General features: G+C 72.6%; 30 protein-coding genes. 22 read left to right on the top strand and 8 right to left on the bottom strand.

Annotated elements, in window-relative coordinates; translation table 11 throughout:
* Window positions 1-18: 18 nt before the first annotated feature.
* On the bottom strand, window positions 19-975 hold the full coding sequence (locus tag LQK89_RS11590; protein ID WP_231049173.1) for a cation diffusion facilitator family transporter: 957 nt from the start codon (window positions 973-975) through the stop codon (window positions 19-21).
* Window positions 976-1,049: 74 nt separating this feature from the next.
* On the opposite strand from LQK89_RS11590, the gene proC reads away from it, so the two are divergent.
* Window positions 1,050-1,880 (top strand): pyrroline-5-carboxylate reductase, encoded by an 831-nt coding sequence (gene proC / locus LQK89_RS11585; protein WP_231049172.1) that lies wholly within the window; start codon window positions 1,050-1,052, stop codon window positions 1,878-1,880.
* A gap of 94 nt (window positions 1,881-1,974) precedes the next feature.
* Here the strand turns inward: proC and LQK89_RS11580 are convergent, their stop codons facing one another.
* Window positions 1,975-2,682, bottom strand: a complete 708-nt coding sequence (locus LQK89_RS11580) for a potassium channel family protein (protein ID WP_217507587.1) — start codon at window positions 2,680-2,682, stop codon at window positions 1,975-1,977.
* Window positions 2,675-4,108 carry a TrkH family potassium uptake protein gene (locus tag LQK89_RS11575; protein ID WP_058741921.1) on the bottom strand — a complete coding sequence of 478 codons (1,434 nt, stop codon included), beginning with the start codon at window positions 4,106-4,108 and terminating at the stop codon, window positions 2,675-2,677. Before LQK89_RS11575 ends, LQK89_RS11580 begins: the two co-directional genes overlap by 8 nt.
* Before the next feature lie 71 nt (window positions 4,109-4,179).
* On the opposite strand from LQK89_RS11575, the gene LQK89_RS11570 reads away from it, so the two are divergent.
* The 5 genes from LQK89_RS11570 to LQK89_RS11550 all read left to right on the top strand — a co-directional run bounded on the left by LQK89_RS11570 (window position 4,180) and on the right by LQK89_RS11550 (window position 5,878).
* The gene (locus LQK89_RS11570) at window positions 4,180-4,695 is read left to right on the top strand and encodes an ArsR/SmtB family transcription factor (protein ID WP_083519949.1); all 516 of its coding nucleotides are present in this window, start codon (window positions 4,180-4,182) and stop codon (window positions 4,693-4,695) included.
* A gap of 126 nt (window positions 4,696-4,821) precedes the next feature.
* On the top strand, window positions 4,822-5,019 hold the full coding sequence (locus tag LQK89_RS11565; RefSeq protein WP_058741922.1) for a helix-turn-helix domain-containing protein: 198 nt from the start codon (window positions 4,822-4,824) through the stop codon (window positions 5,017-5,019).
* Between the two features lie 131 nt (window positions 5,020-5,150).
* Window positions 5,151-5,249, top strand: coding sequence for a 30S ribosomal protein bS22 (locus tag LQK89_RS11560; protein WP_003792170.1), 99 nt, complete (start codon window positions 5,151-5,153; stop codon window positions 5,247-5,249).
* Window positions 5,250-5,333: 84 nt separating this feature from the next.
* Window positions 5,334-5,588 carry a glutaredoxin family protein gene (locus tag LQK89_RS11555; protein WP_058741923.1) on the top strand — a complete coding sequence of 85 codons (255 nt, stop codon included), beginning with the start codon at window positions 5,334-5,336 and terminating at the stop codon, window positions 5,586-5,588.
* The gene (locus LQK89_RS11550) at window positions 5,585-5,878 is read left to right on the top strand and encodes a Dabb family protein (RefSeq protein WP_231049171.1); all 294 of its coding nucleotides are present in this window, start codon (window positions 5,585-5,587) and stop codon (window positions 5,876-5,878) included. Before LQK89_RS11555 ends, LQK89_RS11550 begins: the two co-directional genes overlap by 4 nt.
* A 108-nt stretch (window positions 5,879-5,986) precedes the next feature.
* On the opposite strand, the gene aspS is transcribed toward LQK89_RS11550, so the two are convergent.
* Window positions 5,987-7,327, bottom strand: coding sequence for an aspartate--tRNA(Asn) ligase (aspS, locus tag LQK89_RS11545; protein ID WP_174777915.1), 1,341 nt, complete (start codon window positions 7,325-7,327; stop codon window positions 5,987-5,989).
* Window positions 7,328-7,467: 140 nt separating this feature from the next.
* Here aspS and LQK89_RS11540 point away from each other — a divergent pair, with 140 nt between their 5' ends.
* Both LQK89_RS11540 and LQK89_RS11535 read left to right on the top strand, forming a co-directional pair.
* A complete protein-coding gene (locus LQK89_RS11540; RefSeq protein ID WP_147281416.1) occupies window positions 7,468-7,806 on the top strand; it encodes a hypothetical protein in 339 nt (112 codons plus the stop codon).
* Window positions 7,803-8,018 (top strand): hypothetical protein, encoded by a 216-nt coding sequence (locus tag LQK89_RS11535; RefSeq protein ID WP_114849725.1) that lies wholly within the window; start codon window positions 7,803-7,805, stop codon window positions 8,016-8,018. The genes LQK89_RS11540 and LQK89_RS11535 overlap by 4 nt, the downstream gene beginning before the upstream one ends.
* Here LQK89_RS11535 and LQK89_RS11530 read toward each other — a convergent pair.
* Window positions 8,007-8,408: a MerR family transcriptional regulator gene (locus LQK89_RS11530; protein WP_175324944.1), complete on the bottom strand. Its 402-nt coding sequence runs from the start codon at window positions 8,406-8,408 to the stop codon at window positions 8,007-8,009. The genes LQK89_RS11535 and LQK89_RS11530 overlap by 12 nt on opposite strands.
* A gap of 40 nt (window positions 8,409-8,448) precedes the next feature.
* Here LQK89_RS11530 and LQK89_RS11525 point away from each other — a divergent pair, with 40 nt between their 5' ends.
* The 6 genes from LQK89_RS11525 (at window position 8,449) to ccsB (ending at window position 14,781) form a co-directional block, all read left to right on the top strand.
* Window positions 8,449-9,939, top strand: a complete 1,491-nt coding sequence (locus tag LQK89_RS11525; RefSeq protein WP_231049170.1) for a SulP family inorganic anion transporter — start codon at window positions 8,449-8,451, stop codon at window positions 9,937-9,939.
* A 67-nt stretch (window positions 9,940-10,006) separates the two neighbouring features.
* Window positions 10,007-10,663 (top strand): histidine phosphatase family protein, encoded by a 657-nt coding sequence (locus LQK89_RS11520; protein WP_231049169.1) that lies wholly within the window; start codon window positions 10,007-10,009, stop codon window positions 10,661-10,663.
* Window positions 10,663-11,274 (top strand): TlpA family protein disulfide reductase, encoded by a 612-nt coding sequence (locus LQK89_RS11515; RefSeq protein ID WP_114849721.1) that lies wholly within the window; start codon window positions 10,663-10,665, stop codon window positions 11,272-11,274. Before LQK89_RS11520 ends, LQK89_RS11515 begins: the two co-directional genes overlap by 1 nt.
* 45 nt (window positions 11,275-11,319) lie before the next feature.
* A complete protein-coding gene (locus tag LQK89_RS11510; RefSeq protein ID WP_114849874.1) occupies window positions 11,320-12,018 on the top strand; it encodes a cytochrome c biogenesis CcdA family protein in 699 nt (232 codons plus the stop codon).
* Window positions 12,019-12,115: 97 nt separating this feature from the next.
* The gene (resB, locus tag LQK89_RS11505; RefSeq protein ID WP_231050792.1) at window positions 12,116-13,795 is read left to right on the top strand and encodes a cytochrome c biogenesis protein ResB; all 1,680 of its coding nucleotides are present in this window, start codon (window positions 12,116-12,118) and stop codon (window positions 13,793-13,795) included.
* Between the two features lie 8 nt (window positions 13,796-13,803).
* The gene (gene ccsB, locus LQK89_RS11500) at window positions 13,804-14,781 is read left to right on the top strand and encodes a c-type cytochrome biogenesis protein CcsB (protein ID WP_231050791.1); all 978 of its coding nucleotides are present in this window, start codon (window positions 13,804-13,806) and stop codon (window positions 14,779-14,781) included.
* A 262-nt stretch (window positions 14,782-15,043) separates the two neighbouring features.
* On the opposite strand, the gene LQK89_RS11495 is transcribed toward ccsB, so the two are convergent.
* Window positions 15,044-16,024: an o-succinylbenzoate synthase gene (locus LQK89_RS11495; protein ID WP_231049168.1), complete on the bottom strand. Its 981-nt coding sequence runs from the start codon at window positions 16,022-16,024 to the stop codon at window positions 15,044-15,046.
* Between the two features lie 154 nt (window positions 16,025-16,178).
* On the opposite strand from LQK89_RS11495, the gene LQK89_RS11490 reads away from it, so the two are divergent.
* The 4 genes from LQK89_RS11490 (at window position 16,179) to LQK89_RS11475 (ending at window position 20,126) form a co-directional block, all read left to right on the top strand.
* Window positions 16,179-16,844, top strand: a complete 666-nt coding sequence (locus tag LQK89_RS11490) for a hypothetical protein (protein WP_231049167.1) — start codon at window positions 16,179-16,181, stop codon at window positions 16,842-16,844.
* Between the two features lie 122 nt (window positions 16,845-16,966).
* Complete coding sequence (locus tag LQK89_RS11485; RefSeq protein WP_231049166.1) at window positions 16,967-17,896, top strand: 1,4-dihydroxy-2-naphthoyl-CoA synthase; 930 nt, start codon at window positions 16,967-16,969, stop codon at window positions 17,894-17,896.
* Window positions 17,896-19,032: an AMP-binding protein gene (locus LQK89_RS11480; protein ID WP_231049165.1), complete on the top strand. Its 1,137-nt coding sequence runs from the start codon at window positions 17,896-17,898 to the stop codon at window positions 19,030-19,032. The genes LQK89_RS11485 and LQK89_RS11480 overlap by 1 nt, the downstream gene beginning before the upstream one ends.
* A gap of 98 nt (window positions 19,033-19,130) precedes the next feature.
* Window positions 19,131-20,126: a 1,4-dihydroxy-2-naphthoate polyprenyltransferase gene (locus LQK89_RS11475; protein ID WP_231049164.1), complete on the top strand. Its 996-nt coding sequence runs from the start codon at window positions 19,131-19,133 to the stop codon at window positions 20,124-20,126.
* Between the two features lie 55 nt (window positions 20,127-20,181).
* Here the strand turns inward: LQK89_RS11475 and LQK89_RS11470 are convergent, their stop codons facing one another.
* A complete protein-coding gene (locus LQK89_RS11470; protein ID WP_058742574.1) occupies window positions 20,182-20,505 on the bottom strand; it encodes a DUF4229 domain-containing protein in 324 nt (107 codons plus the stop codon).
* Window positions 20,506-20,583: 78 nt separating this feature from the next.
* Here LQK89_RS11470 and LQK89_RS11465 point away from each other — a divergent pair, with 78 nt between their 5' ends.
* The gene (locus LQK89_RS11465) at window positions 20,584-20,940 is read left to right on the top strand and encodes a PLDc N-terminal domain-containing protein (RefSeq protein WP_231049163.1); all 357 of its coding nucleotides are present in this window, start codon (window positions 20,584-20,586) and stop codon (window positions 20,938-20,940) included.
* Window positions 20,912-22,669: a 2-succinyl-5-enolpyruvyl-6-hydroxy-3-cyclohexene-1-carboxylic-acid synthase gene (menD, locus tag LQK89_RS11460; protein ID WP_231049162.1), complete on the top strand. Its 1,758-nt coding sequence runs from the start codon at window positions 20,912-20,914 to the stop codon at window positions 22,667-22,669. The genes LQK89_RS11465 and menD overlap by 29 nt, the downstream gene beginning before the upstream one ends.
* Window positions 22,670-23,036: 367 nt before the next feature.
* On the opposite strand, the gene LQK89_RS11455 is transcribed toward menD, so the two are convergent.
* Window positions 23,037-24,296 (bottom strand): isochorismate synthase, encoded by a 1,260-nt coding sequence (locus LQK89_RS11455; protein WP_231049161.1) that lies wholly within the window; start codon window positions 24,294-24,296, stop codon window positions 23,037-23,039.
* Window positions 24,297-24,380: 84 nt separating this feature from the next.
* Between LQK89_RS11455 and LQK89_RS11450 the strand changes: the two genes are divergently transcribed.
* A complete protein-coding gene (locus LQK89_RS11450) occupies window positions 24,381-25,193 on the top strand; it encodes a demethylmenaquinone methyltransferase (protein WP_231049160.1) in 813 nt (270 codons plus the stop codon).
* 30 nt (window positions 25,194-25,223) lie between these two features.
* On the top strand, window positions 25,224-26,300 hold the full coding sequence (locus LQK89_RS11445) for a polyprenyl synthetase family protein (RefSeq protein ID WP_114849712.1): 1,077 nt from the start codon (window positions 25,224-25,226) through the stop codon (window positions 26,298-26,300).
* The last annotated feature ends 36 nt before the right edge of the window (window positions 26,301-26,336 follow it).

The following is a 26,336-nucleotide window of genomic DNA, read 5'->3' as shown; positions in this document are numbered from 1 at the left end:
CCGCCAGCAAGGCTGCCCTCAGTCGGCGGCGCGGATGACGATCGCCTCGGTCGGTGGTCGCGGACCGGTGCGCAGCACGTCCGGCTCGACGTAGATCACCCGCGCTGCCGGGACCGCGGCGCGGATCCGCTGCTCCACGGCGTCGATGCCCGCCGCGACGTCGCCGAGCCGCCGGTCGCCGTCGACGGCGACCTTCATGCCGACCATGAGCTCGTCCGGGCCGAGGTACAGGGTCTTGAGGTGCACGATCGAGTCGACCTCCGGCCCGTCGAGCGTCGCGGCCCGGATGCGTTCGACGTCGGCGTCGTTCGCACCCTCGCCCACGAGCAGGCTCTTCGTCTCGATGCCGAGCACGACCGCCACCGCGGTGAGGAGCAGGGCGATCAGTATCGTGCCGACCGCGTCGAACACCCCGTTGCCGGTGACCACCGTCAGCCCGACGCCGAGCAGCGCGAACACCAGGCCGGTCAGGGCCGCCGTGTCCTCGAGCATGACGACGGGCAGCTCGGGCGCCTTCGCCCGGCGCACGAACTGCACCCACGACTGCGACCCCTTGTGCGGGCGGGCCTCGCGGAGCGCCGTGCGGAGCGAGAAGCCCTCGAGCCCGATCGCGACGACGAGCACGGCGACCGGCAGCCACCAGTTCTCGAGCGGGTGCGGTGCCGCGAGCTTCTCGAGTCCCTCGTACAGCGAGAAGACCCCGCCGACGGTGAACAGGATGATCGACACGACGAACGCGTACACGTACCGTTCGCGCCCGTGGCCGAACGGGTGCTCCTGGTCGGCGGCCTTCCGCGCACGCCGTCCGCCGAGCAGCAGCAGGAGCTGGTTCGCGGAGTCGGCGAGGGAGTGCACGCCCTCCGCGAGCATCGCCGCGGACCCGCTGATCGCCGCCGCGACGAACTTGACGATCGCGATCCCGACGTTCGCGGCCAGTGCGGCGAGGATCGCCCTCGTGCCTCCCGAAGCGCTCACAGGTGTCCCTTCTCCCGACGTGCCCCGATCCTAGGCGCGACCGGTGCGCCAGGTCGCTGGATAGGGTCGGGAGCATGACGATCGAACTGCCCCGCACCGCCATGCTCGGCGTCGGCTCCATGTCCGGCGCGGTCCTCGACGGCCTGCTCGCCGCTGGGCTCGACCCGGCCACCGTGACGCTCACGACGAAGTCCGAGGGCTCGGCTGCGGCACTGCGGGGGCGCGGGCTCGACGCCCTCGCCACCGACACGGACCCGGACGCCAACCGGCACGCGGTCCGCGGCGCCGACCTCGTGGTGCTCGGGGTCAAGCCGTACATGGTGGCCGACGTGCTCGACGAGGTCGCTGCGTCCCTGCACCCGGGCGCCGTGGTCGTCAGCGTCGCCGTCGGTACGACCACCGCCGCGATGGAAGCCCGCGTGCCCGCCGGCGTCCGCGTCGTCCGTGCACTGCCGAACACCCCGATCGGCGTCGGGCACGGCGTCACCGGCATCAGCGCCGGCGTGACCGCCGACGACGACGCGGTCGCGCTCGCGTCGTCCGTGTTCAGCGTCTCCGGGACCGTGCTCACCGTGCCGGAGGACCGCCTCGACGCCCTGTCCGCCGTCTCCGGTTCCGGACCCGCCTACGTCTTCCTGCTCGTCGAGCAGTGGCAGGAGGCCGCCGAGCGCCTCGGCTTCGACCACGACCAGGCCGCCGCGATGGTGCAGGGGACGCTCCGCGGCGCGGTCGAGCTGCTGGCAGCCTCCGGGCGGGAGCCCGCGGACCTCCGCCGGGCGGTCACCAGCCCGGCCGGCACGACCGAGCGCGCCGTCGCCGTCCTGCAGGACGCGGACCTCGCAGACACGCTGGAGCGCGCGTCGCGCGCGGCGATCGCACGGGCCGAGGAGATCGCGCGGTCCTGACGGCGCGGTCCCAGCCACGCGTCGCCGGGGGCGACGAGCACCGGACGGGAGGCTCGTGGCGGGCCCCGCCACGAGCCTCCAGGCCGTCAGCGGGTCACTCGAGCGCCGCGAAGCGTTCCAGGTCCGTCTCGGTGCCGGAGACGATGATCACGTCGTCCTCGCCGATCACGCTGTCCGGCGTCGCCGGCACGAACGCCCGCCCCGGCGACTTGATGCCGAGCACGGTGAGTCCGTGCCGCGTGCGGATGACCGTCGTGGCGAGGTCCTTGCCGCGCACCGCGCGGGGCGGGTGCATCTTGACCACCGCGAAGTCGTCGTCGAACTCGATGAAGTCGAGCATGCGTCCCGAGACCAGGTGGGCGGTCCGCTCGCCGGCCTCGCGCTCCGGGTAGACGACGTGGTTCGCGCCGATGCGGGACAGGATCGTGCCGTGCGACCGGCTGACGGCCTTCGCCCAGATCTGCGGGATCCCGAGGTCGACGAGGTTCGAGGTGATGAGGACACTCGACTCCAGGTGCGAACCGACCGCGACCACGGCGATCGCGAAGTCCTGCGCGCCGATCTGCCGCAGGGCGTCGATGTCGGTGGCGTCCGCCTGCACCGCGTGCGTGACGCGGTCCGACCACTTCTGCACCAGCGCGGCGTCGGTGTCGACGACGAGGACCTCGCGGTTCTGGCGCTCGAGCTGCCCGGCGGTCGCGGCGCCGAAGCGGCCGAGGCCGAGGACGAGCACGGGGGCGTCGTGGCTCACGGCTCCGGTGACGGGGTGGGGCGCACGGCGGTCGGCGCGTCGGTCAGCCAACGATGGGCCTCTCTTCGGGTCGGCGGAACAGCTGCCGGCTCTGGCTGGCGGCCAGGGCTGCGGCGATCGTCACTGTACCGACCCGGCCGAGGAACATGGTGGCGGCGAGCACGTACTTGCCGGACTCGGGCAGCTCGGCCGAGATCCCGGAGGACAGGCCGCACGTGGCGAAGGCCGAGATGACCTCGAACAGCACGCGGTCCAGGGAGTCGCCGGTGATCTGCAGGAGCACGACGGTGGCGACGGCGACGATCGTCGCGCCCCACAGCACGACGGCGACGGCGACGCGGAGGACGTCGCTCGGGATGCGGCGGCCGAACGCCTCCATGCTGCGGCGGCCCCGGGCCTCGGCGACGGCGGCGAGGAACAGCACGGCGAGGGTCGTCACCTTGATGCCACCGGCGGTCGAGGCCGAGCCGCCGCCGATGAACATGAGCATGTCGGTGACGAGCAGGCTCGCGCCGTGCATCTGCTCGACGTCGATCGTCGCGAAGCCGCCCGAGCGGGTCATCGTCGAGAAGAAGAGGGCCTGGAACGCCGTGTGCCCGGCGCCCTCGGACCCGAGCGTGCGGGGGTTCGAGGCCTCGAGCGCGATGTAGACGACGGCGCCGAGGAGCAGCAGGACCGCACTCGTGGTCAGCGTGAGCTTGACGTGGATGGGCCACCGCCGCGGGGAGCGGAGCTGCTTGGTGAGCGTCCGGATGACCGGGAAGCCGATCGACCCGAGGACGACGGCGACCATGAGGAGCGACAGGAACCAGTAGTCGTGGGTGAACGGCGCGAGGCCGTCGGCGTTCGGTGCGAACCCCGTGTTCGTGAACGCCATCGCCGCGTAGTAGAAGGAGTCGCCCACGGCCGTCCAGAACGGGTACCCGGCGACGAGCACGGACGGCAGGAGCAGGAGCCCGACGGCGATCTCGATCGTCAGCGTGCTCACCGCCACCGTCAGCAGGAGCGTGCCGACCTCGCCGAGCCGGACCGCCTGGCCCTCGGGGACGGCGCCGTGGTGGGTGCGGAGCGGGTTCGAGTCGCCCGCGGCGATGAGCTTCGCGCGGAGCCCGAGCCGACGGGTCACCACGAGCCCGAGGATCGACGCGAAGGTCAGGACCCCGACGGCGCCGATCTGCGTGCCGATCACCACGAGGGTCTTGCCGAACACCGACCAGTGCGTGGCCATGTCGACCGTGGCGAGTCCGGTGACGCAGACCACCGACGCGGCGGTGAACAGGGCGTCCGAGAAGTGCGTCGTCGTGCCGTCCGCCGAGGCCATCGGCGTCATGAACAGCAGCGTGAACAGGAACACCAGCGCGATGAAGACGAGGATCGCCAGTCGGGAGGGCGAGGACCGCAGCACCGCGGCGATCCGGCTCACCTGTCGCCGGGAGGCGCTCACCTGGGGCGGGAGCGGCTCGGTGCGGTCGAGCATCGTATGCCTCCGGGGACATGGGCGGGACAGCGGTCATGGTACATCCGTGCCCGCCCGACTAGCCTTGCCGCATGGCCGACATCTTCACCGTCGTGGCGGACCCGACCCGGCGCGAACTGCTCGGTGCGCTGCTCGCCGCGTACGGGTCGGACAGCACCGGCGGCGAACTCAGCGTCGGGCAGCTCGTCACGAAGCTCGGCGTGAGTCAGCCGACCGTGTCGAAGCACCTCCGGGTCCTGCGGGACAACGGCCTCGTCTCCACGCGCGAGGAGGGTCAGCACCGCTTCTACCGTCTCGACCCCGAGCCCCTCGTCCGGCTCGAGGAGTGGGTCGTCCCGTTCACCGGCGCGGTGGACGCCGACGGCACCCCCGCCACGACGGCCTGGACGCTCGACGGCCAGCCGGTCTCGATCCGCCGCAACGGCACCGCCGGCAAGGCCACGGTCGAGGTCGGCACGGAGCTCGGCCGCGTGATGGCCGAGGCGTCCTACCGCGCGACCGCGGCGTTCAGCGGGGCGCAGCAGGGCTGGGAGCGCGTCGTCGAGAGCAGTCGGAAGCGCTTCACCCGACGGGGCGAGGACGACTGACGTCACGGTTCGGCCCCGAGCCTCGGAAGTGCCTGGACACGTCGTCCCGTCGGCCCCTACAGTTACCAGAGACCACACAGGTCACACCCATCCCGCGCGGGAGCGCGGGTCACCCGAAGGACCACCATGAGCGGCAGTTTCGACGACGTGCGCTTCCTCACCGTCGCAGAGGTCGCCGAGATGATGCGCGTCTCCAAGATGACGGTCTACCGGATGGTGCACGCCGGTGAGCTGCCCGCGATCCGCTTCGGCCGGTCGTTCCGCGTCCCGGAGTCCGCGGTCGCCGACGTCCTGCGCGGCGGCGGGGTCGCCGACGTCGGCTAGCGCCCGTCCGCCCGGCCACGCCGCTCGTTCGACAGGACCGCTGCGCTCCGCTAGACTCGGCCGGGTTGATTTTCCGCGGTCTCTTCGGGCCCGGTGTCCACACATCAGCATCGTTCCGAGCGAGGTCCACTATGGGTTCTGTCATCAAGAAGCGTCGCAAGCGCATGGCGAAGAAGAAGCACCGCAAGCTCCTTCGCAAGACGCGCCACCAGCGTCGCAACAAGAAGTAAGTCCAGTACTTGCACCCGAAGCCCCGGTCCGCCGGGGCTTTCGTGTGTCCGCGCGCCGGTTCCCCTGCGGGCTAGGGTGATGACATGCCCGCCGTGACCCTGTTGACGAAGCCCGGCTGCCACCTCTGCGACGACGCCCGACCCATCGTCGAGCGGGTCGTGGCCGACCACCCCGGCACCACCCTGCAGGAGCGGTCGATCCTGGACGACGACGCGCTGCGCGAGCAGTACGCCGAGGACATCCCGGTCGTCCTGGTCGACGGGCGGGTCCACAGCAACTGGCACGTGGACGCCGACCGGCTCCACCGTGCCCTCGAGAAGGCCGAGGCCCGCGCATGATCCACCACGTCGTTTCCTGGACCCTGCGGGAGGACCTCGACCGCTCGGCGTCGATCGACCGCATCCGCGAACTGCTGACCGGCCTGGTCGGCACCGTCGACACGATCCGGTCCCTCGAGGTCGTCGAGAACGTCGCCTACCCGGGGAAGAACCAGGACGTCGCGGTCGTCGCGACGTTCGACGACCTCGCCGGGCTGGACGCGTACCAGGTGCACCCCGACCACCAGGCGGCGGCAGCGGAGATCCGAGGACTCGTCAGGTCGCGGGCGGCCATCGACTGGGAGCGGTGATCCGCGCCTCCCGTCCGTGACACGCGACCAGCCGGGACCGTCCCCGGTCCTGGACACCAGAACGGCCACCCTCCTGCAGGAGGGTGGCCGTTCTCGTGTCGCCGGTGCTTACGGGGTGAGGCGCGTCGGGCCGCGGAACAGGTACGTGACCTCGCGGATCGACGGCTCGTGCAGCGCGAGCATGAGCACGCGGGCGAGGCCCATGCCGAAGCCGCCGTGCGGCGGGACGCCGTAGCGGAAGAAGTCGAGGTACCAGTCGATCTCGGCGGTGTCGAGACCCTTCTCCTCGGCCTGCGCCGCGAGGCGCTCGACGCGGTGCTCGCGCTGCGCGCCGGTGGAGATCTCGGCGCCGTTGAACAGCAGGTCGTAGCTGTTCGTGAGCGTCGGGTCGTCCTCGTGACGCATGTGGTAGTACGGCCGGATCGTGGCGTCGTAGTCGGTGACGAACACGAACTCGGAGCCGTGCGTCTCCTTCGCCCAGGCGCTCACGCGGCGCTCGCCCTCGGGGTCCAGGTCACCGTCGGCGCGCACGACCTCGTAGCCGCTGTCGGCGACGATCTTCCGGGCCTCGGCGAGGGTGACGCGGGGGAACGGGGCGGTCGGCACGACGAACTCGAAGCCGAAGACCTCCTCGATCTCCTTGCCGTACTTCTCCTTGACGGCGGTGAAGCCGGCGACGAGCAGCTCCTCGTGCATGGCCATGACGTCGGCGTGCGACTCCACCCACGAGATCTCGGCGTCGACGCTCGTGAACTCGGTGGCGTGCCGACTCGTGAACGACGGGTCCGCGCGGAAGGCGTCGGCGATCTCGAACACGGCGCCGAAGCCGGCGGGCTGCGCCATCTGCTTGAAGTTCTGCGGCGACTGCGCCAGGTAGGCCGTCGTCTCGAAGTACTCGAGCTGGAAGAGCTCGGCGCGGGACTCCGACGCCGACGCCATCAGCTTCGGGGTGTGGATCTCGATGTAGTCGCGCTCGACCCAGTACGTGCGGAACGCGTGCTCCATCGTCGTCTGGATGCGGAAGATCAGGTTCTGCTTGCGGTTGCGCAGGTCCAGGAACCGCCAGTCGAGACGCTTGTCCAGGGACGAGTCGTCGGCGATCGGGGTCTCCGGGATCGCGGCGCTCACCACCTCGAGCGAGCCGACCTTGACCTCGAGCCCGCCGAGCTTCACGCGCTCGTCGTGCTTCAGGGTGCCGCGCACGTGCACGAAGGTGCCGTGGGCGAGACCGGAGATCGCGTTCGTGATGCCGAGGGCGGCCTGGGCGGCGTCGTCGCCGTCCTCTGCCTCGCGCGTGGCCGGGTTCACCAGCTGCGCGGCGCCGGTCTCGTCGCGCAGGACGACGAACTGGACCTTCTTCTGGTCACGGACGGTCTCCACCCATCCGGCGACGGCAACGGGGCCGTCGGGGAGGGCGGCGAGGTCGGCGATACGGGTGCGTTCGATCACGGTCGTCGAGTCTACGGCCTCCTCCACAGGGAGGGTTCCGCGGGTGGTCCTCCACAGGTCCGGACGGGAGGCACGGGTCGGGTCCGCCTGGTCCGTAGCGTCGGGTGCGTGGTCGGGTCGCGAGTCGAGAGGGGGCCCCGGTGACGGCAGGGGGAGTGGGGCTCGCGGCCTGGCCGCCCCTCGCGGTGGCGACGGTCGTGGCGGCGCTCGTCGCGACGACGCTGACGCTGCTGGTGGGGGTCGTCGGCGGGTGCTGGGCGGTCGTGCGGTGGCGTCGGGACGTAGCGAGGGAAGAGCGCGACCGTGCGTGGTCACGCTTCGTCTGGACCGTCGACCAGGCCTGCGCCGCGGACGTCGGGCGCGCGGAACTCGGTTGCGCGAGCGCCGAAGCGATGTACGACATGCAGATTCTTCGCGAGGACGACGCGACCGTCGGCAGCATCGTGCTCGAGATCATCACGGGAAGGAACGGCAGATGACGGTGGAGGACCCGATCGACGCACTCATCCTGCGACGGCGGGAGGAGTTCCGGGAGCGTGTCCGGCGGCAGTACCGGCTGCGGCCGTGGCGCGCCCGACGCGTGCTCGAGCGGCACGACACGCTCATCCGGCACCTCGAGGAGACCCGGGCTGCGCGGCGTGAGCGCGCGCGGCTCGTGGCGGCGGGGTTGCTCCCGGCATCACGGGAGTGATGCGCGGAGGGTGCTCAGCGTCCCGATGAACTCCTCCGCCATGCCGGCACGCTCGACGAGCTTCGCGTGGCGAGCCCGGGCGTCGTCGAGGAACGCGTCGAGTCGGGCGGCGCGGGTCCTGGCATCGTCCGGGTCGGCGTCGCGCAGGCCGTCGACGACCCGGAGCAGCTCGGCCATCTCGTCGAGGGTGAACCCGAGGGGCTTCATCCGTCGGATCACGAGCAGGCGCTCGAGGTCGTCGCCCGTGTAGACGCGGAAGCCCCCGGTGGTGCGGCCGCTCGGGACGAGGAGCCCGACCTCGTCGTAGTGCCGGATCGTCCGGAGGGACATCCCCGCACGCTCGGCCAGCTCGCCGATGTGCATGGTCGTGGGGAGGCCGGCATCGCTCATGGTCCAACCCTACCCTCACGTGAGGGTAGGGTTGCCCGCGATGACCGTGCTCACCCATGCCGCCACGCCGCCGCGCGTCCTCAATGCCCTCCGATCGCCGCGGATGCTGACGCGCGAGGTCCTCGCCGGCGTCGTCACCGCGCTCGCCCTGATCCCCGAGGCGATCTCGTTCTCGGTCGTCGCCGGCGTCGACCCCGCCGTCGGGCTGTTCTCGAGCGTCGTCATCGCCGTGGTGATCGCGTTCGTCGGCGGTCGCCCCGCGATGGTCTCGGCCGCCGCGGGGTCGGTCGCCCTGGTGATCGCTCCGCTCGTGCGCGACCACGGGATCGCTTACCTCGTCCCCGCGGTGGTGCTCGGCGGCGTGTTCCAGCTCGTCCTCGGGTTCCTCGGGGTCGCACGGCTGATGCGCTTCATCCCGCGGAGCGTCAACGTCGCGTTCGTGAACGCGCTGGCCATCCTCATCTTCACCGCGCAGCTGCCGAACCTGTTCGGCGGGGACGTGCCCGTCGTGGTGTGGCCGCTCACCGCGCTCGGCGTCGGCATCGTCGTCGGGTTCCCGTTCCTCACGAAGGCCGTCCCCGCGCCGCTCGTCGCCGTGGTCGTCGTCACGGCGATCACGATCGTCTTCGGCATCGCCGTGCCGACCGTCGGCGACGAGGGGGCCCTGCCGACGGCACTGCCCGGCTTCGGCGGGATCACCGTCCCGATCACGTTCGAGACGCTGCAGATCGTCGCGCCGTACGCGTTCGGCGTCGCGATCGTCGGACTCATCGAGACACTCCTCACGGCACAGCTCGTCGATTCGATCACCGAGACCCGGTCGAGCGCCTGGCGGGAGTCCTGGGGGCAGGGCATCGCGAACATCGCGTCCGCGTTCTTCGGCGGCACGGGCGGCTGCGCGATGATCGGCCAGACGGTCATCAACGTGAAGACCGCCGGCGCGCGCACCCGGATCTCGACGTTCGTGGCCGGCGTCTCGGTGCTCGTGCTGACGATCGTGCTGCACGACCTGGTCGCGCAGATCCCGATGGCGGCGCTCACCGCCGTGATGCTCATGGTGTGCGTCGCGACCTTCGACTGGCACAGCATCCGACCGCGCACCCTCGGGCGGATGCCGCTCGGCGAGACCGCCGTCATGCTGATCACGGTCGTGGTGGTCGTCGCGACCGACAACCTCGCCACCGGCGTGCTCGTCGGGGTGGTCGTCGCCGCACTCGTCTTCGCGCGGCGGGCGGCGCACCTCGTCACGGTCGTGCGGGAGCCGGTGGACGAGCGCACCGTCCGCTACCGGGTCCGCGGCGCGCTGTTCTTCGCGTCGTCGAACGACCTCGTCACCAGGTTCTCGTACGCCGAGGACCCCGAGCACGTCATCGTCGACATGAGCGACGCGCACGTGTTCGACGCGAGCACCGTCGCCGCGCTCGACGGCGTGGAGCAGCGGTTCGCGAAGCACGGCTCGACGGTCGAGGTCGTGAACCTCAACACCGGGTCGGTCGCCCTGCACGGACGGTTGACGGGGCGCCTCGGCTGAACGTCCCCGCATCCGTGAATCCGCTGTGGGGCCGGTGGGAACCGCGGAGCGACCTAGACTGGAACCCATGCCCGCGACACGGATCCACCTCGTCCGGCACGGCGAGGTCCACAACCCGGGGCGAGTGCTCTACGGCCGTCTGCCCGGCTTCGGCCTGAGCGACCTCGGCGCCCGGATGGCCGCGGCGTCGGCGAACGCGTGGAAGGAAGCCGGCGTCGATGTTCGCCGGATCGTGGCGTCCCCGCTCCAGCGCACGCAGGAGTCCGCAGCGCCGTGGGCCCAGGCCTACGGCCTCGACGTCTCGCTCGACGAGCGCCTCATCGAGCCGACGAACCGGTACGAGGGGCAGCGTCCCGGCTTCACGAAGCGGTCGCTCGGTCGCCCGACGGAGTGGCCCTGGATCGCGAACCCGTTCCGCCCGAGCTGGGGCGAGGCGTACGAGTCCATCGCGAACCGCATGCTCGCCGCCGTCACCACGGCGTGGGAGAGCGTCGACGAGGGCGACGTCGTCCTCGTGAGCCACCAGCTGCCGATCTGGACGGTGCACCGCAAGCTCGCGGGGGAGCCCCTGTGGCACGACCCGCGCAAGCGCCGGTGCGACCTGTCCAGCATCACGACCGTCGAGCGTGTGCCCGCCACCTCGTCCGGCCGCTTCACCGAGGTCGGGTACGCGGACCCGGCGCACGCGTTGCGCGGATCCGCCGTCGACGAAGGAGCTGTCTGATGTCCACCCGAACCCGGTTCGCCACCCTCGCGGCGACGGCGGTGATCGCCGCCCTGGCGCTCGCCGGGTGCTCGTCGTCGAACGACTCGCTGTCCAAGCAGTACGGCAGCGGGACCACGCAGAACTACATCTCCGGCGACGGCGCGGTGACCGAGGTCGCCGCCGACAAGCGCACCGACCCGGTCGAGTTCAGCGCGAAGGACTCCGACGGCGACACCATCTCGTCGAAGGCGCTCCGCGGCAAGGTCGTCGTCCTGAACTTCTGGTACGCCGGCTGCCCGCCGTGCCGTGCCGAGGCGAAGTACCTCAACCAGGTGCACGACCAGTACGCCGACCAGGACGTCGCCTTCGTGGGTGTCAACGTCCGCGACGAGGCCGGTACCGCCGCCGCGTTCGAGCGCACCTTCAAGGTCGACTACCCGAACGTGCTCGACGCGGGGACGGGCACGATGCAGCTCGCGCTCTCCGGGCAGATCGCCCCGAACGCCGTGCCCGCGACGATCGTGCTCGACAAGCAGGGTCGCGTCGCCGCCCGTGTGCTCGGCGCGGTCGACGGTCCGAGCATCCTGCAGACCCTGGTCGGCGACGAGCTGCACGGCAAGGCCTCCTGACCCGTGTCCGGCAACCCCTTCGCCGACGCGATCCTCAGCGGCCAGATGGTCGTCGCGCTGCCCGTGGCCGCGCTCGCAGGGCTCGTGTCGTTCCTGTCGCCGTGCGTGCTGCCGCTCGTCCCGGGCTACCTCGGGTACGTCGGCGGCGTCGCCGAGGGCGGGCAGCGTCGCGGCCGTGTGGTGCTCGGGGTGCTGCTGTTCATCCTCGGCTTCACCGCCGTGTTCGTCGCGTACACGACCGTCTTCGGTGCGCTCGGCTTCTGGCTCGTCCGCTGGCGCGACCTCATCACGCAGGTGCTCGGCGTCGTGGTCATCGCGATGGGGCTGGTCTTCGTCGGCCGGTTCACGTTCCTGCAGCGCACGCTCAAGCCGTCGTGGACGCCCGCGACGGGTCTCGTCGGCGCGCCGCTCCTCGGCATCGTGTTCGGCCTCGGCTGGACCCCCTGCCTGGGCCCGACGCTCGCCGCGATCAACCTGCTCAGCGTGCAGTCGGGCAGCGCCTGGCAGGGCATGTGGCTCGGCGTCGCGTACTGCCTGGGCCTCGGCGTCCCGTTCGTCCTCGTGGCGCTCGGCGCCGGCTGGGCCACCGGGGCGATCCGCGCCGTCAAGCGCCACATGCGTGTCGTCAACATCATCGGAGGAGCGATCCTGATCGTCATCGGTCTGCTCATGGTCACCGGCATCTGGTCGGCCGTCATGTCGAGTCTCGGGGCGGTGATCCAGAGCTTTGTCCCCGCAGTCTGACCGCGACGCCGACGACACCGCGCGCGCCGACGCCCCTACGGACGCCACCGCGACCGACGCCACCGCACCCGACGACACCGTCTCCGGCGGCGACCCCATGCGACCGTCGGACCACGTCGACGGCACCGCCGCCGCGGCCGCGGACGACGCCGACGGCGGGGTGACGCAGCCGAAGCTCGGGTTCGTCGGCTACCTGCGCTTCTTCTGGCGGCAGCTGACCAGCATGCGGACCGCACTGTTCCTGCTCATGCTCCTCGCGCTCGCGGCGATCCCCGGCTCCCTCGTGCCGCAGCGGACCGCGGACCCGAACGGCGTCGTGCAGTACAAGGCCGACCACCCGCAGCTCTTCCCGGTGCTCGACACGCTCCAGGTCTTCGACACCTACACCTCGGTGTGGTTCTCGGCGATCTACCTGCTGCTGTTCGTGTCCCTCATCGGCTGCATCGTGCCGCGGACGAAGCACCACTGGCAGGCCCTCCGCACCCGCCCGCCGCGGACCCCGGTGCGGCTCGGTCGCCTGGCGGGCTACCGCTCCGTCCCGGTCGAGGCAGCGGCGCTCCGGGGCGACCGGACGACCGACGTGGGCGGTGCGACGAACGCGGCCACGAGCCTCCCGTCCGTCGACCACGCCGTGACGCGAGCCGCCGCGCTCCTGAAGCGGTCCGGCTACCGCGTCGAGCGCTTCGGCGACTCGGTCAGCGCGGAGCGCGGCTACCTGCGCGAGACCGGCAACCTCGTGTTCCACGCGGCCCTCGTCGGTGTGCTCGTCGCCGTCGGGCTCGGCGGTGGCTTCAGCTACACCGGACAGCGGCTGCTCGTCGAGGGCCAGACGTTCTCGAACGTCCTCGGCTCCTACGACTCGTTCAACCCGGGTCGCTGGTTCACCCAGTCCGACCTGCAGGGCTACAACCTGACGCTCGACAAGTTCACGACGACGTACGAGGAGCGCAACCTCGACGCCCTCGGCCAGGCGCTCGACTACTCGGCGACGATCACCGCACGTCAGAAGGACGGCCAGGAGCGCACGGAGCGCCTCGGCGTCAACGAGCCGCTGTCCATCGGCGGCACCAATGTGTACCTGCTCGGCAACGGCTACGCGATGCAGGTGACGGTGCGCGACGGCGACGGGAACGTGGCGTTCAAGGACGTCGTGCCGTTCCTGCCCGAGGACGCGAACTACACGTCCACCGGCGTCATCAAGGTCCCGGACGCGAAGCCGTCGCAGCTCGGCATGGTCGGGTTCTTCTACCCGACGGCGTCGAAGCTCGGCTCCGGTGCGTTCGCGAGCGCCTACCCGGACGCGCAGAACCCGCTGCTGACGCTGCAGGTCTACCGCGGCGACCTCGGGCTCGACAGCGGCGTGCCGCAGAGCGTCTACTCGCTCGACACGAGCGGGCTCGAGCAGATCGCCGGACGCCAGTCGAAGGCGGCGAGCATCGAGCTGAAGCCCGGGCAGTCGAAGGAGCTCCCCGACGGCACGGGCTCGATCACGTTCGACGGCGTCAAGCGCTACGTGTCGCTCGACGTGCACCACGACCCGTCGCAGCTCTTCGTCGCCGGCTTCGCGGTCCTCGCCGTGCTCGGTCTGCTCACCTCGCTGTTCGTCCCGCGCCGACGTGTGTGGGTGAAGGCGGTCCCGCGTCGCGGTGCGGAACACGGCGAGTACGACCTGGAGTACGCCGGGCTCGCCCGCGGCGAGGACCCCAACCTCGAACGAGCGGTCGCGGACATCGCTCGACGCCACCTGTCGGACCTCGGAGTTAGGATCCCTGCGTGAACCCGGACATGACGACCAACCTCGCGACCTACTCGGTCGTGCTGACCTACTCGGCGATCGCCGTGTACGTCATCGCGTTCATCGCGTTCGCGCTGGACATGGCGAAGCGCTCGGGTGAGGTCACCGCCGCCGCTGCCGGGGCGTCCACCGCGGCGGCCGAGCGGACGGTCGCCATCGTCCAGGGCGGCACGGTCGTGCTCGAGAAGGTCGCCGAGTCGGCTGATCGGTCGGACCGCGGGACGAAGTTCGAGCGCGTCGGCATGGCCGTGACGATCCTCGCGCTCGTGCTGCACGTCGGGGCGGTCGTCCTCCGGGGCGTCGCGGCCGACCGTGTGCCGTGGGGCAACATGTTCGAGTTCTCGCTCACGGGCACGGCGCTCATCACGCTGATCTTCCTGCTCGTGCAGTTCTGGCAGAACCTGAAGTTCCTCGGTGTCTTCATCAGCGGCCTGACGATCATCCTGCTCGGCATCGCCACGGTGAACTACTACGTGCCCGTCCGGCCGCTCGTGCCGGCGCTCGAGTCGTACTGGCTCGTCATCCACGTGTTCGTGGCGATCGCCGGGACCGGGTTCTTCGCCCTCGGCGCCGGGCTCGCGGTGGCGCAGCTCGTGCAGACGTCCCGACAGAGCCGCGGTCTCGCGACCAAGCTGCGGTTCATGGAGACCCTGCCGGACGCCGACCGGCTCGAGGTCCTGAGCTACCGGGTCATCCTGGTCGGCTTCGTCCTCTGGACCTTCACGCTGATCGCCGGTGCCATCTGGGCCGAGCGTGCGTGGGGCCGCTACTGGGGCTGGGACACGAAGGAGGTCTGGACCTTCATCATCTGGACCCTCTACGCCGGGTACATCCACGCCCGCGCGACGCGCGGCTGGCGCGGGGCGCGCTCGTCCTGGCTGGCGCTCATCGGGTTCGCCGCGGTGATGTTCAACTTCGCCGTCGTGAACGTGTTCTTCAAGGGGCTGCACAGCTACTCCGGCCTGTGAGCCGTCGGATGCGGTGACGGACCAGGATCCGTGACGGACGGGAGGCGCGGTGCCGGCTGGCACCGCGCCTCCCGTCCGTCACGGGTGCGGTCCGGCGGTCGTGTGCTCGCTCGGGCTGGGGTGCGCTCGAGCGGGCCACATCTGGGCCGCTCGACGTCGCCCGGCGACGGAATGCGCCCGCGCGGCGAACGCGCGCGGCGTGTCCTGCCCACTCGGCGCCCGCTCGGCGCGCCACAAGAGCGCACGCGCCGCCGCCCGCGGGTCAGGCCGCGGCGAGCAGGGCGTGCGTCCGCCGGAGCCGGTCGAGCCACCACGCCCGGCGCTCCGGGGCCGCGGCGTGCCGCTCGAGCAGCTCGACCGACACCTCGGCCCGCCGGACGTCGACGCGCCCGCCGACCGGCAGGAGCGGGGTCGCGGTCACGTCGGCCTCGAACATCGCCGCCGTGCCGAGGCCGGCGGCGTAGCCCGGGGACATCGCCGCAGCCGCGAGGAACGCCCCCATCCCGAGCCCGACCGAGGTGTCGAGCGCGCTGGACACCACGCAGGGCAGTCCGGCCTCCGCGACGACCCGCTGCGCAGCGGTCACGCCCCCGAGCGGCTGCGCCTTCACGACCAGGACGTCGGCAGCGCCGGCCCGTGCCACCGCGAGGGGATCGGCGGCGCGACGGACGCTCTCGTCGGCGGCGATCGCGACCCCCAACCCGGAGGTCCGGCGGCGGAGGTCGGCGAGCTCGGGGACGGTCCGGACCGGCTGTTCGGCGTACTGCAGGTCGAGGGGTGCGAGGTGCTCGAGCGCCCGGACAGCCTGGTCGACGGTCCACAGGCCGTTCGCGTCGACCCGGACGGCGGCGTCCGGACCCATCACACGGCGGACCGCGGTGACCCGGTCGACGTCGTCCTCCAAGGTCGTCCCGGGTTCGGCGACCTTCACCTTCGCGGTCGTGCAGCCGGGGTAGCGGTCGAGGACCTCGGCGACGCGGTCGGCGGGGACGGCCGGGACGGTGGCGTTCACCGGGACGGAGTCGGCCGCCGGTTCGTGGTCGGTCCAACCGAAGTCGATCGCCGCGCGGAGCCACGCGGTGGCCTCGGCGTCGTCGTACTCGACGAACGGCGAGAACTCCGTCCAACCGGCGGGGCCGCGGAGCACGAGGGCCTCGCGGATGGTGATGCCGCGGAAGCGCACCCGCATCGGCAGGGCGACGACGTGGGCGTCGGCGGTCAGGTCGGCGAGGTCGGGGAGCACGGTCCATCCTCCCGCAGGGACTGCGAGCGCGCTCGGCCCCCGCCGCAGGTCACGGTCCGGACACGTCCAGCGCGTCCGCCGGTTCCTCGGAGCGGACCGCCAGGGCCGGCCATTAGCATGCGACGGTCGGCCAGCGCCGACGCACGTGCACCACGTGACCGACCGCGTGCACGTGGACGACGTCGCGGCGACGACCGCGACGCACCCTGTGACGAATGGAGGGCCGGTGCCGCCGGAACCGCAGCAGCGCGCGCAGCGAGCAGCCGCGCCCGCGACCAGCGCGCAGCGGCGACCCGCCCCCGCACCGACCCGCACGACGCAGGACAAGCAGGTCCGCACGACGCAGGAAAAGCAGGTCCGCACGGCGCCGGACAAGCAGCTCCGAGCCGCGCACGGCAAGCAGGCCCGCGGGACCACGAACCAGCGGGTGGGCGCCCGTCCGGCCGGGAGCGGCACGAGCGACTTCGAGCGCCTCATGCAGCGCAACACCGTCGACGCCCGGACCCTCGCGCAGCGGGCCCGCCGGCGCAAGAACCCGATGGCCGGCAAGATCGCCCTCGGCCTCGCGATCGTCTCGGCTGCGGTGGACGCCAGTGCCTTCGCGGTGTTCATGGGCGGCGACACCACCTTCGCGTTCGGCATCTGCTTCGTCGTGGTGTTCCTGACGCTGATCGCCGCGGTGCTCGGCTTCGTCGCCGCGGTCGGCTCGTTCGGCCGCTGGTACGGCGCGATCGGGGTCGTCCTGGCGTTCTTCGCGAACCCGGTGATCCTCATCGTCCTGCTGGTGGTGGTGGCGCCCGAAGCGCTCACCACCATGTGACCGGCCCGACGCACCACGAGCACGACGCACCACGAGCACGACGCACCACGAGCACGCCGCGCCCCGCCGCGAACCGGCACCAGCACGACCGCCCACCCGGGCTCCGGCGATACGGTGGATGCATGCCCGCCCCCGTCAGCGACCTGTTCGACCCCGACGTCTGGACCGCGGCTCCGGTCGCGGAGCACTTCACCGACATCACGTACCACAAGCACGTGTCGCAGGGCATCGTCCGCGTCGCCTTCGACCGCCCCGAGGTTCGGAACGCCTTCCGTCCCCGCACGGTCGACGAGCTGTACCGCGCCCTCGACGACGCCCGCCAGGACCCCCGCGTCGGCGTCGTCCTGCTCACCGGCAACGGCCCGAGCCCGAAGGACGGCGGGTGGGCGTTCTGCTCCGGCGGCGACCAGCGCATCCGTGGACGCAGCGGCTACCAGTACGTCGGCGACGAGGGTGCCCCGCCCGAGGGCGTCGACCCCGCCGCGGCGCAGGCGTCGATGGGCCGCCTGCACATCCTCGAGGTGCAGCGTCTCATCCGCATGATGCCGAAGGTCGTCATCGCGGTCGTCCCGGGCTGGGCGGCCGGCGGCGGGCACTCGCTGCACGCGATCTGCGACCTGACGATCGCGAGCGCCGAGCACGGGAAGTTCAAGCAGACCGACGCCGACGTCGGCTCGTTCGACGGCGGGTACGGCAGCGCCTACTACGCCCGCCAGATCGGCCAGAAGCTCGCGCGCGAGGTCTTCTTCCTCGCCGAGGAGTACTCCGCCCAGCGCGCCTACGAGATGGGTGCGGTGAACAAGGTGGTGCCGCACGCCGACCTGGAGCGCGAGGCCATCGCGTGGGGCGAGACGATCCTGGGCAAGTCGCCGACCGCGATCCGGATGCTCAAGTACGCCTTCAACGCGGTGGACGACGGGATGGTCGGCCAGCAGGTCTTCGCGGGCGAGGCCACGCGCCTCGCCTACGGCACGGACGAGGCGGTCGAGGGCCGCGACTCGTTCCTGCAGAAGCGCGAGCCCGACTGGACCGCCTTCCCCTGGCACTTCTGATGGCCCGTCCGCTGGTCGCGCTGGGGGCGTCCGACCCGTCGGCCGTGCTGCGCGGCCTGGAGGCAGCGCTCGCCGGCGGCCCCGCGCTGCTCCCCGTCGCGGAGGACGCCCCGGCCCTGCCGACCGCACCACCGTCCCACGTCGAGCAGCGGGTCGCCCTGGTCGTCGAGACGAGCGGCTCGACAGGGACCGGCAAGCGGGTGGCGCTGTCGTCCGACGCCGTCCTCGCGGGTGCGGCGGCCGCGGACGCGGCCCTCGGCGGACCGGGCGCGTGGCTCCTCGCGTTGCCGACGCACTACATCGCCGGCCTCAACGTCCTGACGCGGTCGATCACCGCCGGGACGACCCCGGTCGTGCTGCCCGTCGGCCACTTCGCCCCCGCGGCCTTCGCGGACGCGGTGGACCGGCTCGACGTCGGTCCGGCCGCCCCGCGACGCTACACCTCGCTCGTCCCGGTGCAGCTGGCGCGCGTGCTCGACGACCCCCGGGCGACCGCGGCCGCGGCGACGCTCGACGCGGTGCTCGTCGGCGGGCAGGCAACCCCGGTGCCCCTCCGCGAGCGTGCCCGTGCCGCCGGCGTCCGTGTCGTCACGACCTACGGCGCGAGCGAGACGAGCGGCGGCTGCGTGTACGACGGCGTTCCCCTCGGGCCGGTGCGGGCCGCGGTCGACGACGGGGAGCTGCTGCTCGCCGGGCCGGTGCTCGCCGAGGGGTACCTCGGCGACGACGAGCGGACGGCGCGGACCTTCACGGAGCGCGACGGCCTCCGCTGGTACCGGACGGGCGATGCCGGGCAGGTCGAGGACGGCCGCGTCCGCGTGCTCGGGCGGCTCGACGACGTCGTGATCTCCGGTGGCGAGAAGGTCCCGCTCGGTGCGGTCGAACGGATCGTGCGCGGCATCGCCGGACAGGAGGGCGCGGTGGTGACGCGCCGCGCGTCCGCGGAGTGGGGCGAGGTGCCCGTCGTCGTGACGGAGCGGTCGCTCGACCTGGACACCGTGCGCGCCGTCGTCGGCGACGCCCTCGGCCGGGCCGCCCGGCCCGCCGACGTGGTCGTCGTGGACCGCCTGCCGATGCTCGCGTCGGGCAAGCCGGACCGCCGGGCGGTGCGCACGATCGCCGACCCCGCCAGCTGACGGACCCCCGTCCTGACGGGCCGGGCCACCTGACGGACCGGACCGGCGTGGGGGAGGTACGCCGTGCCTCCCGGTCGACGTCGGTACGATGGTCGGCCGTGGCACGTAAGAGGAACACGACCCCGGCGAAGCGCCGGAGCGGCAACCCGGCGAAGGCCGCTGCGCCGCAGCGCACGAAGCGGCGCGCGACCGCACGCGACTGGATCGGCGGGGCGCGCCTGCGCACCCTGACGCTCGGCGTCGTCCCGGTCGTGCTGGGGACGGGCGTCGCGTTCGTCGACAGCGGCGAACCCGGCGACTTCGGCGCGTACCTGGCGAAGGACCACCATCTCGTCGTGGCCCTGCTCGCCCTCGCGGTCGCGCTGTTCCTGCAGATCGGCGTGAACTACAGCAACGACTACTCGGACGGTGTCCGGGGCACCGACGAGTTCCGCGTCGGACCCGCACGGCTGACCGGGGCCGGGCTCGCGAAGCCGCGCACGGTGCTCACCGTCGCGCTGACGTTCTTCGGCCTGGCCGCGGTCGCAGGTCTCGTCATCGTCGTGCTCACCGGGCTGTGGTGGCTGCTGCTCGTGGGCGCCGCCGCGATCGTCGCCGCCTGGTTCTACACCGGGGGCAAGCGGCCCTACGGGTACAACGCCCTCGGCGAGGTGTTCGTCTTCGTGTTCTTCGGGCTCGTCGCCGTGCTCGGTACCGAGTTCGTGCAGATCCGTGCCGTCACGACGAGCGGCTGGGCGGCCGCCGTCGCCGCGGGCCTGTTCGCGTGCGCGGTCCTCATGGTGAACAACATCCGCGACATCGACGAGGACCAGCAGGCGGGCAAGCGCACCCTCGCGGTCGTCGTCGGCCGTCCGGTGGCCCGCGTGCTCTTCGCGCTGTTCCTGCTGCTGCCCTACGTCGCGCTGCTCTGGTTCACGCTGCTGTACTTCCGGACCGGCTTCGCCTACTTCTCGCTGCTGCTGGCCCTGCCGGCGCTGGCGATCGGGGTGTCGTCGCGGAAGCCGCGGGAGCTCATCACCGCGCTCCAGCTGTCGTCCTTCGCGTCGCTGGCCTACGGCGTCGTGCTCGGCGTCACGCTCGCCGTCCAGCCGTAGCGGCCGCTGCGGCGGTCAGGCCCCAGCGACGCCGGGCCCGGCCGGTGGCGGCGAGTCACTCCTCGCCGGACTCCCGACGGACCTCGTGCCGCTCGGCATCGGACACCGGACGCGGCGCGGGGGAGTCGGAGTCGGCGGCGTCGACGAAGTCGTCCTCGAAATCGCTGTCCGCGTCGTGCTCCTTGCGGGGCCGACGGGACGCGAGGCTCGAGGTGACCTGGCCGCGCAGCCCCGGGAGCGCGATGTACGAGACGAGCAGGCCGATGAGCGCCGCACCGATCGTCGCCCAGTACCAGGGCAGACCGATCACGAACAGGACGACGAGGGCCACGGCGAAGATGCCGAGCCGGGCCAGGGTGTAGACGAGCCACGCTTTCACCCGACGAGTCTACGGACCCCACGGCGCACGGCGGCTGACGGGCAGGCGCATCCCAGGCGCCGAACCTAGACTCCGTCCATGGTCCGTCTGTGGTTGGTCGTCGTCGTCGCCGCCGTGGCCTTCACGGTCTACGCGGTCATCGACTGCGCGACCATGCCCCGGCAGCGAATCCGGTCGCTCCGCAAGGGCTGGTGGATCCTCGTCGTGCTCGTCCTGCCCGTCCTCGGTGCCGTGCTGTGGTTCCTGCTCGGCCGGGCACCGACGGCCAGCGGCCCGGGCCCCCGCTACCGTGGACCCGAAGACGACCCGGACTTCCTCGGCGGCCCCCGCGCTCCCGAGCCCCACCGCACGGACAAGGACCAGGACGACGAGACCCTCCGAGACCTCGAAGAACAGTTCCACGAGCGTGACGACGACGGCCCCGCCGATCGCTGACGATCCTGCGGGATCCGGCAGCCCGGCGACCGACTTCGCCCTCGCGCTCCTCGGCGCCCTCGCGCGCGCCGGCGTCACCGACGTCGTCGTCAGTCCGGGTTCACGCTCGCAGGCCCTCGCCCTCGCCGCCGTCGCCCTCGAACGGGCCGGCGGGGTCACGGTGCACGTCCGGCTCGACGAGCGCACCGCCGGGTTCTTCGCCCTCGGGCTCGCCGTCGAGAGCGGCCGGCCCGCCGCGGTCGTGACGACCTCGGGCACCGCCGTCGCGAACCTGCACCCCGCCGTGCTCGAGGCGCACCACTCCGGTGTACCGATGGTCGTGCTCAGCGCCGACCGTCCGGACGAGCTCCGCGGCATCGGCAGCAACCAGACGACCGTGCAGCCCGGGCTGTTCGGCCCTGCGGTCGCCTTCGTGCGGGACGTGCAGGCGCCGACCGCGGGTGGGGTCGACCAGGACGCCGTCCGGTCCCTCGCGCGCGAGGCCGTCGCGGTCGCCGCAGGCCACACCGGCCAGCCGGGTCCGGTGCAGCTCAACGTCGCCTTCCGCGAGCCGCTGTCCGCGGGGCTCCGCGCCGAGGACGTCCAGGGCGTCCCCGACGACGAGGTCGACCTCGAGCACGCCCGGCGCCGGGTGCACACGGACCTGCCCGTCGCGGAGCTCGCACCCGACGAGGTCCCCGGGACCGTCGTCGTCGCAGGACACGACGCCGGCGAGGACGCCGAGCGGATCGCGTGGGAGCTCGGTGCGCCGCTGCTGGCCGAGGTGTCGAGCGGAGCGCGCTTCGGGCGGAACCTCGTCGTCGCCTACCGCGACCTGCTCCGCGACGCCGACTTCGGCGGGGCGGTCCGTCGCGCGGTCGTGCTCGGCCACCCCACGCTCAGCCGCGAGGTCCCCGCGCTCCTGCAGCGCGACGACGTCGAGACCGTCGTGGTCCGCGGACCGGGGGCCGACCCGTACGACCCGGCCCGTGCCTCCCGGCCGTCCGCCGCGACCACCTTCGTGTCCGACGTCCGCGTGACGGGCCGGACCACCCCGGCGCACCGGGCGTGGGTGGGGCGCTGGGTGGCGACGAGCCGCGCGCTCCTCGGCGACGGCGACGCCGGTCCGGACCTGGACGCCAAGCGGTCCGCCGACCGGACCGAGCGCAACCGATTCCTGCGCGACGAGGTCGCGCTGCGCCGCCGCGCGGTCGACCGCGAGATGCTCGTCGAGGCGGTCTGGGGTGCGACGTGGCCGCACGACCGGCTCGTGCTCGGCGCCTCGCAGCTCATCCGGGTCGCGGACGCGCACGTCGCCGGCAAGAAGCTCCGGGTGCACGCCAACCGCGGGCTCGCGGGCATCGACGGCACGGTGTCGACGGCGCTCGGGATCGCGGCGGCGCTGGAGCGGTCACCGGACTCGATCGGCACGACGCGGGTGCTCGTGGGGGACCTGACGTTCCTGCACGACCTCGGGGCGTTCGTCACCGGGACCGAGGAGCGGCGGCACCGCGTGCAGGTCGTGGTCGGGAACGACGGCGGGGGCGCGATCTTCCGCGGGCTCGAGGTCGCCGCGACCACGCCCGAGCAGGACATGCGCCGGATGATGACGACGCCGCAGCAGGTGGACGTCGAGCGCGTGGTGACGGGGCTCGGGTGGTCCTACCGGCGCGCGGCGACCTGGGGTGACCTCGAGGCGGTGCTCACCGACCCCGCGGAGCGGCTGGTCGTCGAGGTGCCGCTGGGCTGACGGGCTGGCACCCGCTCGTGCGCTTTCGTCTCGTCTCGTCTCGTCTCGTCGAGACGGACCGGTCGCGTCGAGACGCCGCCGGATCCGGGGGCGTCTCGCGTGTGGCGGTGCGTCTCGCGCGGACGCGGGCGTCTCGCGTCCGCCGTGGGGCCGGGTGGCGCCGGACGGGAGGCACGGTGCGGGCCCGCCACGATCCTCCCGTCCGGGGGCGGTCACGCGGGTGACGTTCCTGCCCATCGCACCCGACATGGGAAGCCGATCCGCGCGTCGGAGGCCGGAAGGAACGACTGCCCACGCGCGGATCGGTCTCCCGTGCGCGGATCGGCACCCTACGCGCGGATCGGTCTCCCCGCTGCCGCCGCCGCGCTCAGGCCAGGGCGTCGCGCACCGGGCGGAACTTGAGCGCCGTCTCGGCGACCTCGCGCGCCGGGTCGGAGCCGGCGACGATGCCGGCGCCGGCCCAGGCGCGCACGGTCCCGTCGTCCTCGATGCGGGCGCTGCGGAGCGCGAGCATCCACTCGCCGTCGCCGTTCGCCCCGAGCCAGCCGACGGGTCCGGCGTAGCGGCCCCGGTCGACGCCCTCGAGCTCGGCGACGAGCCGCACGGCCACGTCGGTCGGCGTCCCGGCGACCGCGGCCGTCGGGTGCAACGCGTCGGCGACGTCGAGCGAGGTCGTCCCGGCGGGGAGCGTCGCGCGCACGTCGGTCGCGAGGTGCCAGAGGTTCGGCAGCTGCAGCCGGAACGGCTCCGGGTCGGCCCGCAGGTCGGTGGCGATCGGTCGGAGCGCCGCCAGCAGGCTCGCGATCGCGAAGCCGTGCTCCTCGACGTCCTTCCCACTCGACGCCAGGGCCTCGGCGGCGGCGCGGTCGGACACCGGGTCGGTCCCGCGTGCGGCGCTGCCGGCGAGCACCCGCGCGGACAGCTCGGTGCCGTCCGTCCGGGCGAGCGTCTCGGGCGTGGCTCCGACGAGCCCGTCCACGGCGAAGGTGACGCACTGCGGGTAGGCGGCGGCGAGGTCGAGCAGGATCGCCCGGCGGTCGGCGCCGTCCGGCAGGGTCCCGACGAGGTCGCGCGCGAGCACGACCTTCTCGGCGCGGCCCGCGATGATCCGGCGGACGGCCTCGGCGACGTTCGCGGCGTAGGTGTCCTCGTCGACCCGGCCGGGGCCGAAGGCGACCGAGACGTGCCCACCCACCGCGGGCACCGGGACCGAGGTCCGGGTGAACGCGAGCGGAGCCGGGTCCGGGGTCGTGTCGACGGCGGTGAGCCATGCCTTGCCGCGGCGCTTTCCGATGACCACCCGGGGGACGACCAGCACGCTGCGCTCGGCGGAAACGTCCGCGAAGGTGAAGGAGCCGAACGCCACGAGCCCGGTCCCGCGGAGCTGCACCGGGTCGTCGACCACGGCGCTGCCGACGACGTCCCGCCAGACCGCGGCGGCGTCGCGCATCCGGTCCGGTCCGGAGAACTCGAAGCGCAGGGCCTCGCCGATCCCGACGATGCCGTCGCCGCCCCGCACGAACGCGAGCGGAGCGTCCCGCAGGGTGTGCCGCAGCACGTCGCCGGGATCGTCGAGGATGCGGGTCGAGACCGTGAGCGTGGGAGCCGCCGTGGTGGTTCGGGTCACGCACCGATCGTACGCGCGGACGGGGTGCACGGGCCCCGGCCCGGCGTCGGGGACACCCTCGGGCGCGACCTCTAGGATGGTGCGGTGAGCAGAGCGGACCTGAGCAAGCAGCCGGCTGAAGTGGCGGCCATGTTCGACGACGTCGCCGCGAAGTACGACCTCACGAACGACATCCTGTCGGCGGGCAACGCCCCGCTGTGGCGCGTCGCGACGGTCCGTGCGGTCGACCCGCAGCCGGGGGAGCGCGTCCTCGACATCGCCGCCGGCACGGGCACGAGCGCTGCGGCACTCGCCAAGAAGGGTGCCGAGGTCACCGCGCTCGACCTGTCCGCGGGCATGATCGCCGTCGGGCGTGAGCGCCACCCCGAGATCACCTTCGTCGAGGGCGACGCCGAGCACCTGCCCTTCGACGACGACTCGTTCGACGCCGTGACGATCTCGTTCGGCCTCCGCAACGTGAACGATCCGATGCAGGCCATCACCGAGATGCTCCGGGTGCTCAAGCCCGGCGGTCGCGTCGTGATCTGCGAGTTCTCCACCCCGCCGATGGCGCTGCTGCGCTTCGGCTACGGCGCCTACCTCAAGCGCGTGCTCCCGGGCATCGCGCGGCTGTCGAGCAGCAACCCGGCCGCCTACCGCTACCTCGCCGAGTCCATCGAGGCCTGGCCGGACCAGCAGGTCCTCAGCCAGTGGCTGCGCGGCGTCGGCTTCACGATGGTCGCGCACCGCAACCTGACCGCCGGCATCGTCGCGCTGCACCGCGGCCGGAAGCCCGTCGCCGGCACCGTCCGCGAGTCGGCGGCCCGCCGTGCCAAGGCCCGTCGGGAGCACCAGCACACGGGCGAGCAGCCCAGCGTGGTCGACCCCGGCGCCGAGCAGCCCGGCACGGACGCCTGACGGCCCCCACCCCCGAACACGGAGCAGCACTTGAACCCGAGCGTCCCGGTCGCACGTCGCGCACCGAGTCTCCGCGCGTCGTTGGGCATCGGCGAGCGACTCTTCGCCACGCCGTCGGAGCGCCGCTTCATCACCGCCGTCGACGACGGTCTCGAGCTCGTCGAGGAGCAGCTCGAGGTCGCGATGCGGTCCACCGACACCCTCGCCGACACGACGAGCCGCTACCTGCTGTCGGCCGGTGGCAAGCGGATCCGTCCGACGCTGACGCTCCTCATCGCGCAGCTCGGCCAGGGCGTGACGGACGCCGTGGTCAAGGCCGCGGTGAGCATCGAGACCACGCACCTCGCGTCGCTCTACCACGACGACGTCATGGACGAGGCCCCGGTGCGCCGCGGTGTCCCCGCGGCACACGTGACCTACGGCAACAACGTCGCCATCCTGACGGGCGACCTGCTGTTCGCCCGTGCGAGCCTCATCACCGCGGACCTCGGCACCGAGGGCATCCGGATGCAGGCCGAGACCTTCCAGCGTCTCTGCATGGGGCAGCTCCACGAGACCACCGGCCCGCAGCCCGAGGACGACCCCGTCGAGCACTACATCCAGGTGCTCAGCGACAAGACCGGCTCGCTCATCGCCACCGCGGCCCGCGCCGGTGTGATGTTCTCCGGCGCCGACCGGGCGTACCTCGACGCCGTCGGCACCTTCGGCGAGAAGGTCGGCGTCGCGTTCCAGCTCGTCGACGACGTGATCGACCTCGCGCCCGCGACGGACAAGACGGGCAAGATCGCCGGCAACGACCTCCGCGCCGGAGTCGACACCCTGCCGCTGCTCCAGCTCCGTCGACTCGCGGGCGACGACCCTGAGGCCGCCGCGCTGCTCGGCCGCATCGAACGCGACGTCAAGGACGCCCCGGACGACGCCGTCGACTCCACGCCGTACCAGTCAGCGGTCGCCGCGCTCCGGGCGCACCAGGCGACCACCGCCACGCGCGCCGTCGCCGTGCGCTGGGCAGAGGAAGCCGTCGAGGCCCTCGCCCCGCTGCCCGACGGCACCGTGAAGCGCGCACTGACCCGCTTCGCCGAGTCGGTCGTCGAGCGGAGCCGATGACCTCGCCGGCACACCAGCCGACACCCCCGGCAGCAC

It is taken from the genome of Curtobacterium sp. C1 (assembly GCF_021049325.1).
GTDB lineage: Bacteria > Actinomycetota > Actinomycetes > Actinomycetales > Microbacteriaceae > Curtobacterium > Curtobacterium citreum.
Note: the sequence above shows the minus strand (reverse complement) of the source record. Positions and strands in the feature narration are given on the sequence as shown.